At 65.4% G+C, this 13902-nt stretch carries 13 protein-coding genes; 5 read left to right on the plus strand and 8 right to left on the minus strand.

What is annotated here, in order from left to right; all coding sequences use genetic code 11:
• The first annotated feature begins 28 nt into the window (after window positions 1-28).
• Both fliN and MKK49_RS06855 read left to right on the plus strand, forming a co-directional pair.
• Window positions 29-373 carry a flagellar motor switch protein FliN gene (gene fliN, locus MKK49_RS06850; RefSeq protein WP_056092330.1) on the plus strand — a complete coding sequence of 115 codons (345 nt, stop codon included), beginning with the start codon at window positions 29-31 and terminating at the stop codon, window positions 371-373.
• Between the two features lie 56 nt (window positions 374-429).
• Entirely contained in the window at window positions 430-1797 is a 1368-nt protein-coding gene (locus MKK49_RS06855; protein WP_244027297.1) for a sigma-54-dependent transcriptional regulator, read from the plus strand.
• 3 nt (window positions 1798-1800) lie between these two features.
• Here the strand turns inward: MKK49_RS06855 and MKK49_RS06860 are convergent, their stop codons facing one another.
• Window positions 1801-2082, minus strand: coding sequence for a hypothetical protein (locus MKK49_RS06860; protein ID WP_244027299.1), 282 nt, complete (start codon window positions 2080-2082; stop codon window positions 1801-1803).
• A 41-nt stretch (window positions 2083-2123) separates the two neighbouring features.
• Window positions 2124-3440, minus strand: coding sequence for a capsule biosynthesis protein (locus tag MKK49_RS06865; RefSeq protein WP_244027301.1), 1317 nt, complete (start codon window positions 3438-3440; stop codon window positions 2124-2126).
• Between the two features lie 230 nt (window positions 3441-3670).
• Between MKK49_RS06865 and MKK49_RS06870 the strand changes: the two genes are divergently transcribed.
• Window positions 3671-4093, plus strand: coding sequence for a (2Fe-2S) ferredoxin domain-containing protein (locus tag MKK49_RS06870; protein ID WP_244027303.1), 423 nt, complete (start codon window positions 3671-3673; stop codon window positions 4091-4093).
• Between the two features lie 92 nt (window positions 4094-4185).
• Window positions 4186-5229 (plus strand): lysylphosphatidylglycerol synthase domain-containing protein, encoded by a 1044-nt coding sequence (locus MKK49_RS06875; protein WP_244027305.1) that lies wholly within the window; start codon window positions 4186-4188, stop codon window positions 5227-5229.
• A 1-nt stretch (window position 5230) separates the two neighbouring features.
• On the opposite strand, the gene gmk is transcribed toward MKK49_RS06875, so the two are convergent.
• From gmk to mltG, 3 genes are all read right to left on the minus strand, one after another.
• Window positions 5231-5875 (minus strand): guanylate kinase, encoded by a 645-nt coding sequence (gene gmk / locus MKK49_RS06880; protein ID WP_244027307.1) that lies wholly within the window; start codon window positions 5873-5875, stop codon window positions 5231-5233.
• A 10-nt stretch (window positions 5876-5885) separates the two neighbouring features.
• Window positions 5886-6764, minus strand: coding sequence for a YicC/YloC family endoribonuclease (locus tag MKK49_RS06885; protein WP_244027309.1), 879 nt, complete (start codon window positions 6762-6764; stop codon window positions 5886-5888).
• Window positions 6765-6972: 208 nt separating this feature from the next.
• Window positions 6973-8328 (minus strand): endolytic transglycosylase MltG, encoded by a 1356-nt coding sequence (gene mltG, locus MKK49_RS06890; RefSeq protein ID WP_244027318.1) that lies wholly within the window; start codon window positions 8326-8328, stop codon window positions 6973-6975.
• A 254-nt stretch (window positions 8329-8582) separates the two neighbouring features.
• On the opposite strand from mltG, the gene MKK49_RS06895 reads away from it, so the two are divergent.
• The gene (locus MKK49_RS06895) at window positions 8583-9509 is read left to right on the plus strand and encodes a ParA family protein (protein ID WP_244027310.1); all 927 of its coding nucleotides are present in this window, start codon (window positions 8583-8585) and stop codon (window positions 9507-9509) included.
• A gap of 9 nt (window positions 9510-9518) precedes the next feature.
• Here the strand turns inward: MKK49_RS06895 and tnpC are convergent, their stop codons facing one another.
• The 3 genes from tnpC to MKK49_RS06910 all read right to left on the minus strand — a co-directional run bounded on the left by tnpC (window position 9519) and on the right by MKK49_RS06910 (window position 13755).
• Window positions 9519-10799: an IS66 family transposase gene (gene tnpC / locus MKK49_RS06900; protein WP_244027311.1), complete on the minus strand. Its 1281-nt coding sequence runs from the start codon at window positions 10797-10799 to the stop codon at window positions 9519-9521.
• Between the two features lie 611 nt (window positions 10800-11410).
• A complete protein-coding gene (locus MKK49_RS06905) occupies window positions 11411-12229 on the minus strand; it encodes a hypothetical protein (protein ID WP_244027312.1) in 819 nt (272 codons plus the stop codon).
• Window positions 12230-12669: 440 nt separating this feature from the next.
• On the minus strand, window positions 12670-13755 hold the full coding sequence (locus tag MKK49_RS06910; protein WP_244027313.1) for a phage late control D family protein: 1086 nt from the start codon (window positions 13753-13755) through the stop codon (window positions 12670-12672).
• Window positions 13756-13902: the final 147 nt, after the last annotated feature.

Raw genomic sequence — 13902 nt, forward strand, 5'->3', positions numbered from 1 at the left:
GCCCGTTCCACATCCTTGAAAGCCCCCGATGTCCGACGACTTCACCCTGCCGCAGCTCAACGGAATGGACGCCTCCTTCGACGGCCTCGGCACCGAATCGATCCGCGAGGCGCCGACCACGCCGAAGAGCGCCGCCGATCTCGAACAGGTCTTCGACGTGCCCGTCGTGGTCTCGGCGGTCCTCGGGTCCTCGCGCATGCCCATCGGCGACCTGCTGCGGCTCCAGCCCGGCGCCGTGCTCGAACTCGACCGCAAGGTCGGCGAGGCCATCGACATCTTCGTGAACAACCGCCTTGTCGCGCGCGGCGAGGTCGTCCTCGTCGAGGACCGCCTCGGCGTGACCATGACCGAGATCATCAAGAACGATCACTAGCCCGGATCCGGCCCGCCGCGCTCCCGCGCGAGGCCCCTGCACGGAGAGCTTGAGCCATGCGGCTTCTCATCATCGGACGCCTCAACGGCGAACTCGTCACCGCCTCCAAGATCGCCATGAACCGGGGCGCGGCGGTCACCAACGCCGAGAGCCTGGCGCAGGGCCTGGCCGTGTTGCGCGCCAAGGGCGCCGATCTCATCATGATCGACGTCGGCCTGCCGATCCGCGAACTCGTCACCGCGCTCACCGACGAGCGCATCCGCACCCCCGTCATCGCCTGCGGCATCGCCACGGACGCCAAGGCGGCGGTGGCGGCGATCCAGGCGGGCGCGCGCGAATACATCCCCCTGCCCCCCGACCCCGAACTCATCGCGGCGGTGCTGCAGGCGGTCTCCGAGGACGGGCGCGCCTTCGTCTGGCGCGACGCCTCCATGGAGCGCGTGGTCAAGCTCGCCGATCAGGTCGCCCGCTCGGAGGCCTCCGTGCTCATCACCGGCGAGAGCGGAACCGGCAAGGAGGTCCTGGCCCGCCATGTCCACGGCAAGTCCAACCGCACGGCCAAGCCCTTCGTCTGCGTCAACTGCGCGGCGATCCCCGAAGCGCTGCTCGAATCCGAGTTGTTCGGCCACGAGAAGGGCGCCTTCACCGGGGCCGTGGCGCGCCGCATCGGCCGGTTCGAGGAGGCCAGCGGCGGCACCCTCCTCCTCGACGAAATTTCGGAGATGGACGTCAGGTTGCAGGCGAAGCTGCTGCGCGCCCTGCAGGAGCGGGTCATCGACCGGGTCGGCGGCTCGGCCCCGGTCAAGGTCGACATCCGTGTGCTCGCCACGTCGAACCGCAACCTTCTCGATGAGGTCCGCAAGGGCACCTTTCGCGAGGACCTGTATTACCGCCTCAACGTCGTTCACCTCAAGTTGCCGCCGCTGCGCGAGCGCCCGGCCGATATCCTCGAACTCGCCGGCCACTTCGCGAGGAAGTACGCCGAGGTGAACGGCGTCCCCGTCCGACCCCTGAGCCGTGCGGCGCAGACCCTCGTCTGCGCCAATCCGTGGCGCGGCAACGTGCGCGAACTCGAGAACACCCTCCACCGCGCCGTCCTGCTGGCAGCCGGCCCGGAGATCGGCCCGGATGCGATCCTGACGCCGGAGGGCGAGAGCATCGGCGGGGCCGCCGCCGGCCCGGCCGAGCGCGCCGCGCGCGTCGCCGAAGCCGCCACCCGCGGCCTCGTCGGTCAGACGGTGGCGCAAGTCGAGTGCGACCTCATTCTCGACACCCTGGACCATTGCCTGGGCAACCGGACGCACGCGGCCAAGATCCTCGGCATTTCGATCCGAACCCTGCGCAACAAGCTCAACGAGTACGTCGATGCGGGGCTCAGTGTTGCCGAACCCGGCAGTGCGCGGGCGGTCGCCGCCTACGGGTGAGGCTCAGCGCCGCCGCGCCGCCGCGGCCTCGTCGGCCACCTGCGCGGCATGCGCCCGCTCGAGCTTCTCCAGGGCGACGAAACGGGCGATGTCGGCTTCGACATCGCGGATCGTCTCCTCGACGAGGTGCTGCTGCAGGGCGATACGCGGATCGTCCGCTTCCATCCCGTCGCGGGTCTGGAGCCGCTGCACCGCCTCCTTGACCACGCCGTAGACGGATTCCCGCGCCTCCCGGGTCATGGACGGATTGACGGCGCGGGCAATGAGGTCGGCAAATTCGGACATGACTTTTCGGTCCCGACGCGGGGGCGTGTGGCAGGGCCAGCCTACAGGCGCTGGTCCTTCAGGCCGGCGACGATGAGTGCGATGGAGCTCCACAGCACCAGGAAGCAGAAGAACCCGACGGTGAGGGCGTAGCCCCGCTGCGGGAAGAGGGAGGCGATGGGCAGGTCCGGCGGCACGAAGGTCGCCAGGAAGATCTGCTGCTTGTTGGCGGCGATGCGTGCCCGATCGACCATGAGATTGGCCGATTCGTTGAGCTTGCCCGCGATGGTCTTCTCGACCTGAAGGCCCTCGTATTCGAGCAGGGCCCGGGTCATGTTGTTCGACGGATCGGAGCCCGAGAGCCCTTCCGTCGTGAGCTGATCCTGCAGGCGCTTGGTCTGATACTGAATCGCCGCGAGGTTGGCCACCAGGGTCTGGATGCTGCGGGATTTCTCATCGAGATTCGAGCCGCGCAGGACCTGCAGATCGGTCTCGGCCTTGAGCTGATCCTTGCGCAGGCTGCCCAGGGTGGTCAGCGTCGCCTCCGCCGCCTTGATCGGGTCGATGATGCCCCAGCGGTTGCGGAAGGTCTGCAGGGCGAGGTGGGCCTCGCGCAGGCGGGTCTGTGCCCGGACCGCGTCGGCCTCCGCATGAGCGACGAGGTCGGTCTGGGCGTTGCGCGAGATCTCGTTGATCAGCACCTCCGTGCGGGCGATCACCTCCCTGGAGATGGTCAGGGCGTCCTGCGGGGTGAAGGCGCGGACCGTCAGGGTGATGACGCCCGAGATCACGTCGATGCGGGCGATCACTTGCTTGCGCCAGTAGCGCGTCAGGTCCTCGATGGGTTGGTGCGGCCGGTAGCGGCTCCAGAAATCGGCTTCGCCGCGGGAGAACATCGCGGAAACCTTCAGCGATTCCTCCATCTTCGTCACCAGGGTCTGACTCTGGATGTAATCTTTGACGATGAAGCTGTCCTGACTGTTGTGTTTCTGGATCAGATCGGAGAACTGACCCGCCGACGAGGCTTCCTCCATGGGCTCGACATTGCCACGAACGGTGAACTGAGCTTCGGAAATGTACTGGTTGGAAGCAAAACCATAGAGATAGATTGCCAGTAACAGGGTCGGTAGCAGCACGAACACGCTGAAGTTGCGAATGAGGTCGATGGTGAGGTTCGGCGGCTTGGCGGATGCCGGGCGCAGGCCCGGCAGGCGCCGCCAGTCGAGGCGCTCGCTCGCCTTGCGCAGGAAGGTCGGAGCCCGGCCGGCCGGGATCGGCTCCACGGTCTCGGCGTTGCGCCGCAGATCCGGAACCGCCCGCAGGGCGAGGTCGATGACCCCGCGCAGGCGCTCCGACTGCTTGACCTCGTCGACATTCATTACATCGGGTTCCTGAAGGCTCGGCGCGCGAACGCGGCCCCACGCCGCGCACCCGGCGCGGCGCGGAGCCCTTTCGACCCCATGCCGTTGCCCTGTCGAGTCCCGCGTTTTTCGGCCCTTTTTAAGGCGTGGGCGCAGGAGACGCCGGGGCCACCACCCCGCCAAGGACCCCAATGACACGAGACCCGAACGATGAAACGCGCAAGGATTCGAAGGCTCGGCAAGCCACCTTGAAAGAGGCGAAGTTCGCAGCCGGGGAAACCGCGCCGCGCCCGCCCGGGAAGATCCGCTACGCCAGGGCGAAGTTCGGCGACGTCGTCCTCGTGTGCACCAAGTGTGCCAAGCGCCAGGGCCTGCCCAAGGGCGCCATGCGCGCGACCCTCAAGCGCGCCTTGAAGGAGCGTGCCGGACCGTCGAAGGGGCAGGTTCTGAAACCGCGCCTCGTCGAGGTGGGCTGCCTCGGCCCGTGCCCGAAGCGCGCCGTGGCGGTGGCGACGACGGCGAGCCTTGCCCGGGGCCGCATCGCACTCATCGATCCGACCGGGGACCGTCAGGCGATTCTCGACGCCCTCCTCCCCGATTTCGGCCCCAAAGCCGCACTAAGGCCGTCCGGCGCCCTGGAAGATCCCGGCTCCGGTCCGCGCACGTCCTGAATCGGAAGGCCGTCCGCGATGAGGCAGATCCGAAGCGTCTCGATCCTCGAGCATCGCCCCCTTCCCCGCCTGGCCGGCGCAGGATTGGTGCGATGATGGCGCGCGTGACCGGCGCTCCCGGCCGGGCGATCCTGCGCCGGCTCCCCCTCCTCGGTACGGTGCTGGGCCTCGGGCTCGGCGTCTGGCTCGTGGTGACCCACGATCTGCATGCGGTGGCCGATGCCTTCGGGCGGATCGGTGCGCTCGGCCTCATCGGCATCGTTCTGGCGCGGGCGGCCATCGTCGCCGTGTGCGGGTTCGCCTGGGGACGGCTCCTGGCAGGCCTCGCTCAGGTTGAGACGGGGGCGTTCCTCATCCTGCGGTTCGTGCGCGAGGGCATCAACGTGCTGCTGCCCGTGGCGTCCGTGGGGGGCGACGTGGTGGGTGGGCGTCTGCTGACGTTCTGGGGAGTCGCGGGGTCCCTCGCGGCGGCCTCGATCCTCGTCGACATGCTGATGCAGGTCGCAACTCAAGGTTTGTTCGCGCTGCTCGGCGTGGGGCTGCTGACCCGGGTGGGAGGCGGCACCGCCGAAGCCCTGGCGACGTGGACGGCGGGGGCGCTGGCCGTGACCGCGCTCATCGTGGCGGCCTTCTTCGCGGTCCAGCGGAGCGGCGCGGCCCGTGCCGTGGTGCGCCGGTCCATGGACCGGATGCGCCGCTGGGCCGGCGCGGCCGTGGCACCGCGGGACGGTGCGCCGGGCGGCGTGTACGCGGCCCTCGACGCGGTCTGGGCGCCGGGCCGGCGCGGCGACATCGCGGCCGGGTTCGGGCTCCACCTCCTCGCCTGGGGAATGGGCGCCGTCGAGATCTGGATCGCACTCGCCTGCATCGGCGTCGAGGGGGTGACGTGGACCGACATCGTGGTGATCGAGGCGCTGAGTCAGGCGATCAAGTCGGCGGCGTTCCCGGTGCCGAGCGGCCTCGGAGTGCAGGAGGGCGGGTTCGTGCTGCTGGGCGGCCTGTTCGGCCTCGACCCCGGCACCGCCCTGGCGCTGTCCCTGGCGAAACGCGTGCCCGACGTGGTGCTCGGCGTGCCGGCGCTCATCGCGTGGCAGATGCTGGAGGCGCGCCGCGCCACGGTGGTGGCGCCGGAGTAGTTCAGTCCGGTTCGGCCAGGAGGCCTTCGACGAACGGCGTCAGGCCGGTGCGGCGGTCGCGCTTCAGGCGCTCGGCGATGAGGATGCCCTCGAGGCTCCGGAAGGCGTCGTCGAGGTCGTCGTTGACGATGACGTAGTCGTACTCGCTCCAGCGCTGGATCTCGAGGCGGGCGTTGGCGAGGCGCTTCTCGATGGTGTCGGGCGAATCCTCGGCCCGGCGCTCGAGGCGGTGGCGCAGCTCGGCGAGGGAGGGGGGCAGGATGAACACCGTCACCACGTCGTGGCTGAGCTTGGCGCGAACCTGCCGGGTGCCCTGGTAGTCGATGTCGAAGATCATGTCCCGGCCGGCCCCCAGCACCCGCTCCACGGGGCGGCGCGGGGTCCCGTAGAAATTGCCGTGGACTTCGGCCCATTCGAGCAGGTTGTCGGCGGCGCGGAGCGCATCGAAGGCCTCGCGGTCGATGAAGTTGTAGTGCTTGCCGTCGATCTCCGAGGGGCGGCGGGCGCGGGTGGTCACCGAGATCGAGAGGTCGAGGCCCCATTTCGGATCGCCGGCCACCGCCCGCGTCAGGGTGGTCTTGCCCGCGCCCGAGGGCGAGGACAGGATGAGGATGAACCCGCGCCGCGCGATCGCCGTGGCCTGCATGGGGAAAAACCTACTCGACGTTCTGAACCTGCTCGCGGAATTGCTCCACCACGGCCTTCAAGTCGAGTCCGATCCGCGACAGGGTGATGTCGCCCGCCTTCGCGCACAGGGTATTGGCCTCGCGGCCGAGCTCCTGGGCGAGGAAGTCGAGCTTGCGCCCGATGGGGCCGCCCTGGGCCAGGAGGTCGGCGGCGCTGGCGAGGTGGGCGGCCAGCCGGTCGAGTTCCTCGCGGACATCGGCCTTGGCGGCGAGCAGAACCGCCTCCTGGTGCAGGCGGTCGGGGTCGAGGTTGCCCACGGCGATCAGGGTCGAGATCGTGGCGGCGAGGCGGGCGCGCACGGCCTCGGGGCGGCGGGCCGGGCATTCCTCGGCGGCGCGGGTCAGGCGGCCGATCTCGGCGAGCTGCGCCTCGATGACGGCGCGCAGCTGGCGCCCTTCCGCGCGGCGGGCCTCCACGAGGTCGGTGACGAGGCGGACCACCCCCTCGGCGAGGTCGCGGTGGAGGGCCTCCGTATCCGTCGACGCCTCGTCCTCGGCCTCGATGACGCCGCGCAGGGACAGGAGCCCATCGAGGGTCGCCGGGGCGACGCCCTCGGGCCGGGGCACCCGCGCCACCGCCGCCGCGAGGTCGGCCAGCAGCGCCTCGTTGATTCTTATGCGCGGCGCGGTGTCCGGGCGGGAGAGGGTGAGGGAGAGCTGGCACTGCCCGCGCGCCAGGGTCTTCTGCAGGGCGGTGCGGGCGACTTCGCCGGCGGCGTCGTAGCCGCTCGGCACGCGCAGGCGCACCTCCAGCCCGCGCCCGTTCACGGCGCGGACCTCCCAGGCCCACTGCACCGCCCCGGTGGTGCCGGCGGCCCGGGCGAAACCCGTCATGCTGGAGAGGATCATGGCTGCATGTCGCTTCCGAACGGCCGCACCGGTGGCGCGGCGCTCCCCTCCCCCTTGCGGGGAGGGGTGAGGGGTGGGGGTGGCTCCGCCGGCCTCCGCCGCCGCAGGAGGGTCACCCGACCACCCCCACCTCCGGCTCCTCCCCGCAAGGGGGAGGAGAGGCGCGCGCGACCACGGGCGCCGTCCGCTCCCACGGCCACCCCGCGCGTCACGGCTGCTTCAGCACCGGCACGTTCTTCGGCGAATTGAGATCGAAGGTCCGGTTGCGCAGGGGATCGAGGCGCGTGCCCTCCGAGGCGTCGAAGGCCTTCGGGCGCGGGGCCGACGGGTCGGCGCCGCCGGCGAAGTTGGTGCCGTCGGCGGGCGCATAGGCCGAGGCGCGGCCGGAATCCGGGTTCGGCTCGACCTTGTCGACGGTGGCGTCCGGGGTCGGGGCCTGGCGGGCGCGCTCGACCTGGCGCCAGCGGGCGACGTTGCGCGAGTGGCCTTCGAGTGTCTCCGCGAAGGCGTGGCCGCCGGTGCCGTCGGCGACGAAGAACAGGTCCTTGGTGCGCGACGGGTTGGCGACGGCCTCCAGGGCGGCGCGGCCCGGATTGGCGATGGGGCCCGGCGGCAGGCCCTCGATGACGTAGGTGTTGTAGGGGGTGGCGCGCTCGATCTCGGCGCGCTGGATGCCGCGCCCGAGGGTGCCGCGCCCGCCGACGAGCCCGTACACGATGGTCGGGTCCGATTGCAGCTTCATGCGCTTGTTGAGGCGGTTGACGAACACGCCCGCCACGCGGGGGCGCTCGTCGGCCCGCCCCGTCTCCTTCTCGACGATGGAAGCCAGCGTCACCATCTCGGCCGGGGTCTTCACCGGGATCTCGGCGGAGCGGCGCTTCCAGATGTCGGCGAGGACCTCGCGCTGCTTGGCGCGCATGAGGTTGACGATCTGCTGGCGGGTGGCGCCGCGCTCGAACTTGTAGGTGTCGGGCAGGAGCGCGCCCTCGGCCGGGATCTCGTTGATGTCGCCGGACAGGATGTCGTTGTCGTTGAGCCGCGCCACGATCTGCTCGCTCGTCAGCCCCTCCGGGAAGGTGACGGCGTGCTGGACCTGACGGCCCGACGACAGGGTCTCGATGGCGTCGTTGACGCTGGCATGGGCCTTGAACGTGTACTCGCCGGCCTTGAGCGCCTTGCCGCTCAGGCGTGCGGCCCACTCGAACAGGGCCGTGTGGGTGATGACGCCCTCGCGCGACAGGGCCTCGGCGATCTCGGAGGTGCCGCTGCGGGGCGAGATGACCACGACCTTGTCGGCGGGCAGCGGCCCCGGCTCCTTCACCTGGCGCTCGAACAGGGTCATGCCGATCATCACGCCGATGGCGAGCACCACCGACAGGGTGAGCAGCCCGGAGACCGTGGCGAGCAGGCCGCCGCGGCGGCGCTCGGGCAGGTCGGGCGGCGGCGGCGCGGCGGTGGGCTTGATCGCCTCGCTCGGGCTGCGCGGCGACAGCCGCTGCGGCAGGGCCCGCTCCTCGGAGGCGGCCGGCACGGGCTCGGGGTTCGGGCGCTTGCGGAAGAACATGGACATCCTGTTCGGGCCTCGGGCCCCCTCCCCTGTCCTATTTTTGGGACGCGGGGCGTTCTCGCGCGACGCAGAGCGCGCGCGAGGGGCTGACCATTCAGCGCGCGAGCTTAGTCGGTTTTGTGGCGAAATGGGGGACTGGACTAGTGAGTTGAAGCCCATGCCGACAGAGATTGTAGGTTGAAGGAAAAAGAAGTACGATTATGCTCCTTGGTGATCAGTTTGCATTTTTATAAATATCAGGAAGTACAATTATGACATGCAAGATAATAACTCTATATAATCATAAGGGAGGAGTTTCAAAAACGACAACAACTTTCAATATGGCGCATCTTTTTGCTGAAAATGGGAAGAGGGTTCTTGTTGTTGATGCGGACCCTCAATGTAATTTGACAGAATTATTACTATCAAAGCTTATAGAGGAAATTGATGTAAAGCAGGAAGCGAGTGAAGCTGATGCGGATTTGCCTGGAACAAGTTTGTTGCAATTGATGCATCCGCGCATTTCAGGTGAGAGGCCAGATGTCGACATTGCTGACGTAAAAAATATTTTCATAACTGATAATTTGTACCTGCTAAGAGGCGATGTTGCTCTTTCAGAGATTGAAGAGGCACTAGCGGAAGCTCATATTCAGCGATTTTCAAATAAAACTCACGAGAAAAAAACTCATGTCGCTTTGGGTGCGTTCTTGCGTAAGTATGGAGAAGAAAATAATTTTGATTATATTCTGCTAGATGTTGGCCCAAGTTCTGGCGCTTTAACACGAGCTTGTTTTCTTATCTGTGATGGCTTTTTTGTTCCTACTGTGCCTGACCGATTCAACGTTCAGGCGATAAGAACCTTGGCTGCGATACTTGATAGATGGATGTCAGAGCACGAGCAAATCTACAAAAATTTTAAGGAACTTGGACTTCCTGTTGAGCTTGGGAAACTAATTTTTCTTGGAATTATATTGCAAAATTACAAGCTTTATAGAGGTGAGCCGAGGAAAGGATACAAATTTTGGATCAAAAAAATCCCAATAGTTTTTCATGATAAGCTTCTTCTAGTACTATCAAAGCATAGTATTGAAGGTAGAGATTTGACTAGAGGGCTTACGCAGGAGAGTTGTATTGCAGCAAATATTCCTGACTTCCAAAGCTTGGCGCCTTTGTTGCAGGGTAATTACCCACCCCCGTAATCTCGGGGTTCAGGCGCCGACGGTTTTGAGGATGGTGCCGAAGGAGCTGCTGCCTGTGAGGCGCGCGGTATCGACGACGGTGCGGATGGCAGCTTCGCCCTCGGCGGCCCACATCGCGCGGTAGCCGTTGGTGACCTTTCGCTGGATCACGGATGGGCGCAGCAGCCTCTCTGAACCGTTGTTGGTCGGTTCGACCGCGCCGGGATAGGCGAGGAAGATCAGGAGCTGATGGCGAGCCCGGCCGATCTTGGCTTGCAGATCGCGGGTCAGGTCGCAGCTACTTCGTGTGGCGAGGATTGCGCTGAGTTGCCGATCCAAGGTCCGACGCTTGGCCGCCAGGGTCGAGATCGCGAAGTCGGTGACGTGCTCGGCCAGGCCGAACACGGATCGCAACCAAAGCTGCAGACGCCAGGGTACCGGATCATCGCTGGTCTCGACGGCGTAGGCGACATCGCGGGCGAGATGGGCGAGGCAGGTCTGGTGCGCGGCGGCGTGGCCCTGCTGGGCGGTGTAACGGTCCGAGATCCACACCGCCGGCCGATGCCCGTCCATCATCTCTCGCACCACGATGGCGCCCCGCGTCGGGGAGGCCGTGTGCACCACGGCTTGGGCCGAATGGAATACCCAGTGGTAGGCGTTGCTGCCCTCGATGCGCACCCCGGTCTCGTCCGAGGCGACCACCGTGGCTTGGCGCAGGGTCGAGACAGCCTCGTCGCGACCGGAGCGGAAGCACTTCTGCGCGCGCTGGAGCAGGTTCATCAGCCCGCCCTGGCTGAGTGTGAGCCCGAACAGATCCGACAGCGCCGCCTGCAACCGCTCGTAGGAAAGCGCCTGGAAGGTTTTGAGATAGGTGGCAACCGCATGCAGCCGCGGGCCAAAGGGCGTGCCGCGCGCCGCCTCCGGCACAGGTGCGATCACGCGCGCCCCGCAGGTCGGGCACTGCACTGCCAGCCGTTGATGCTGGGTGACGACCGGTGCGACTTCCGGCAGCTCGATCCGTTCGGACACGCTGACGGCCTCGGCGGGAAGATCCTCGTGCAGGCCGCCGCCGCAGCACGCGCAGCGATCTGGGCGATGCGCGACGACAGTATCGGGATCCTCGCTCATCACGCGGCTGTGGCCCTCGTGGCCGGGCTTCGCCCCACCGGGTTTGGCCTGCTCGCGCCGCTCCTTGCGATCCGTCGCGGGCGGCTTCGAAGACGTGCGCGAGGTCTTCGTCGGGCGCTGCATCCGCAGCACCAACTCGATCAGTTCCTTGCGGCTCAGCCGCTCAAGATCGCTTCGGCCCATCCTACAAAGGAATCAGCGAAACCCAACCCGTACAAGGGGGTGGGTAATTACGGACGATCCGTATCGAGACGGGCTTGAGCGAGCGTCTGACGGCTTTCTCTGCCTTGGCGGCTTGGTGACGGTGGTACGCGATGGCGGCCCGAACGAACTCCTCGGCCGACGCTTGGGCTACGGGATCGAACGGTAGGCCCACGTTTTCGTCAGACACTTCGGTTATTGTCGTCGGCGCTACCGTGGGACGGGCGGTCACTGCTCTGAGGTTCGGCAGTAGTTCTGCGCGGAGTAATGCGCGTGGGGCTCGGTAGTGGGGGCGGTTGTTCGGCAATGTTGGCTCGGGTTCGGAGACGCTTCGTTTGATTACAGGATTATCCACGTACCGACGCGCCGTGCAAACATCCCAAGCTCGTCCTTCCTCGTGTCCCGTTGTTCTCTTCGTTTGGGATTGTCACCCTACCAGTGAAGTGTGATGACGGCCTTCAGGGTCATTCTTCACGGGCGGTGTGATGACAGCGAGGGCGGTCCAGCACGACAGTTCAGCTTCAATCCTTGGAGGGGAGGAAACTTGAGGGAGCGGGGCGACCGACACGACGAAGGCCACGGCTGAGAATGGATTACGCTGCCATCCTCATCGGGACGATTTTCGCTCGGATCACCGGCAACGGTTGAGCGCGTACAGGGCTCACAATCCTTACCACCACACGGAACCGCTCGGTAAGGTCGCGCATCGTTTCGTCAGTTTTGATCTCAATTTTCGGCATGCTCTCTTCCTCAGTGAGAAGCGGATAATTAGTGTTCGCCCCATACTCATATATATCGGCCGGACACATTTTATCCGCCATCAGACCGCAACCGCCCTCCTTCATGACCAAGGCCAAAACCGCATCAGGTCCAGCCTTTGTCGCGCGATACCAACGTCCGAAACTGATCCCCAACCCTTCACGGAAAGCCGTCTCGTCCGCAGTTTCGGTTCTGGACGATTGGGCCTTCACGCCCTTCGCCCGCCGTTCTTTCTCCTTCCGCACCCGGTCGGCTTCGCGGGCTTCCTCGTCGGACAGGGGATCGATTGCCGGGAGGCCACGGATCGGGAGTCCGTCTTCATGGGCGGCATAAACCGCGTTGATGGCATCGCGCCGGGCTCGGGTGAGGTTGAGGTCGCGCGAGACCGTTTCCGCAGTCGGGAGCCAGAAAACGAAGGGCGTGTCACGGTGGACTGGGTTGGCGTCTCGGCTCGATACCGCCACCGACCGAACCTCACAGAGCCGGTACCACTCCCGCTCAATCCAGCGAACTCCGCGCTGTGCGAAGGTGTGCGGGAGCCACAGACGAAGGCGCGTCACCGCTTCAGAGAACGCCATGCGGTCCGAAAGATGGGCAAGCTCGACGTAGTGGGGCAGCAGCAGCGCCAAAAACACTTCGCCATCGTCCGTCAAGCACTGGCGCCCATGGTCATGAGTGAGGGTTGCCAAGATCGCCCTAATGCGACCCTGAACCCAAATAACCTGATCAGTGACGCGCGCTTCCCTAGACGACTCTTGTGCCTGAAGGGTCCGAAGTACACCGTATGTAGTGGAACTAACTTGTCCCGGAAGAGCGTCCGTGTTATAAGCCATCTGTCTACTTCGGTGCCCCTCGTCGGTCCCCTCCCCAGGTTCGCACGACGAGGGGTTAACCCCTCAAATTCTGATACTAAATCCTCTGCCTCAGCTAATATGATGCTCGGCTACTAGGTCCAGTTTCACGCATCTCGGCAATCGAGGCGCTTCTAATCTTGTGTTATACTTTGCAAAGAACAAAATGGCAACGTGGTGCCCTGGTACCACATTCGGCTCGTATTGTCCCGATCCGAAATACGAACCAGATTCGCTTTTGATCAGGGCGTTGGCGTGGGTTGTCCCACGAGTGCAGGGACCGCAGAGAACGGCTTTCCGAGTTCGGTGCCTGACAGCTTCGGCAGCATTTGCCCGAACGTCATGCCCGGAGGAAGCAAGATGAAGTCGGGGCTTGCCGGTCCAGCGTCCGCGTATCGTTCCGCAAGTCCCTCGGTCCCGGCCGTTCCGCTGAAGCTCGTCCGAAGCGCACCGCTTTTAGTCAGTTGGTGGCGCACGATATCGATGAGAAACGAACCGTTGATGCCTTCTCGGCAGTTGGCGACGACGATCCGTTGCCCGTCACGCACCCACGGGTCCCCCTCGGCCAAGGTGGCGTGAATCTTTCCCGTGGAGCGATCAAGCTGGGCTTGAACGGACTCCGCACCGGCTTTGGCCTCATCCTCACTGGCGAAGAACTGCGTGATTCGGTGTTCCGCCTCGGTTTGAAGGTCGGACAGCTTCGATTTGGACTCCACGTCCACGCGCTGATTCGTGGTCCTATCCCTGTACGAAGCAATCGTTTTGGCGGTCTCGCCGCGTGACTCGGTCAGCACCTCTAAATCCGCGAACGCGCTTGGCCCGAGGACGTATGTTGGCACGCTGAAATCGCTCACCGATTTCCCCTCGCCACGGGGCGTCAATCCGATCTTGCCGTCCTGAATTTTCGCCACTGCGCCGTACAGGTCTTCGAGGCGTCCGATGAGCTGGCCGAACGATCCGGTGTGATTCACGAAGGGCAGCTTCCGATCCGCGAGCGATGGATGCACGTCCACTTTGTAGCCCCCGGCGGCTTGTCCCGCCTCGGCCAAAATCTGCTCTACGGTCTTGCCCTCGAAAGATTGAATCTTTTGCGACTTGAGGTTGTTAAGGGATGAGGCCGCCGTGCCTCGTACCGTGATCGTCTTGGGAGGGAAGGAGAAACGGACGCTATTGATCTCGAACGAGCCCATGTAGGTCGTCCCGATCCCCTCGTAACCGAGATAGACGGTGATGCGATCCTTCACGCGGGGCGTGGCAATGAGCCATTCCCGGTCATCGAGAACGATATCGACGCTATCACCGTCGCCAGATCCAGCGGCGAGTTCCACGGTGATGCTGGCCTGCCCCCGTTCGGTGGCCCATGTTCGAAGTTAGTGCATCGTCGGTCGCGTGACGATGGCAGGGCGAGCGGACGGCACTGATCCGCTCGGTTCGGTTGGCCAGATGAGGACCTCTGGCGCAGGCGGCTGGTAGCC

The sequence above is a fragment of the Methylobacterium sp. J-090 genome (genome assembly GCF_022829345.1).
GTDB lineage: Bacteria > Pseudomonadota > Alphaproteobacteria > Rhizobiales > Beijerinckiaceae > Methylobacterium.

Excerpts from the sequence above, each read along its gene's own strand:
- MKK49_RS06865 (WP_244027301.1), bottom strand. The coding sequence starts at position 3,440 with ATGAATGTCGACGAGGTCAAGCAGTCGGAGCGCCTGCGCGGGGTCATC.
- MKK49_RS06875 (WP_244027305.1), top strand. The coding sequence starts at position 4,186 with ATGATGGCGCGCGTGACCGGCGCTCCCGGCCGGGCGATCCTGCGCCGG.
- MKK49_RS06860 (WP_244027299.1), bottom strand. The coding sequence starts at position 2,082 with ATGTCCGAATTTGCCGACCTCATTGCCCGCGCCGTCAATCCGTCCATG.
- mltG (WP_244027318.1), bottom strand. The coding sequence starts at position 8,328 with ATGTTCTTCCGCAAGCGCCCGAACCCCGAGCCCGTGCCGGCCGCCTCC.
- MKK49_RS06855 (WP_244027297.1), top strand. The coding sequence starts at position 430 with ATGCGGCTTCTCATCATCGGACGCCTCAACGGCGAACTCGTCACCGCC.
- gmk (WP_244027307.1), bottom strand. The coding sequence starts at position 5,875 with ATGCAGGCCACGGCGATCGCGCGGCGCGGGTTCATCCTCATCCTGTCC.
- MKK49_RS06885 (WP_244027309.1), bottom strand. The coding sequence starts at position 6,764 with ATGATCCTCTCCAGCATGACGGGTTTCGCCCGGGCCGCCGGCACCACC.
- fliN (WP_056092330.1), top strand. The coding sequence starts at position 29 with ATGTCCGACGACTTCACCCTGCCGCAGCTCAACGGAATGGACGCCTCC.
- MKK49_RS06895 (WP_244027310.1), top strand. The coding sequence starts at position 8,583 with ATGACATGCAAGATAATAACTCTATATAATCATAAGGGAGGAGTTTCA.
- tnpC (WP_244027311.1), bottom strand. The coding sequence starts at position 10,799 with ATGGGCCGAAGCGATCTTGAGCGGCTGAGCCGCAAGGAACTGATCGAG.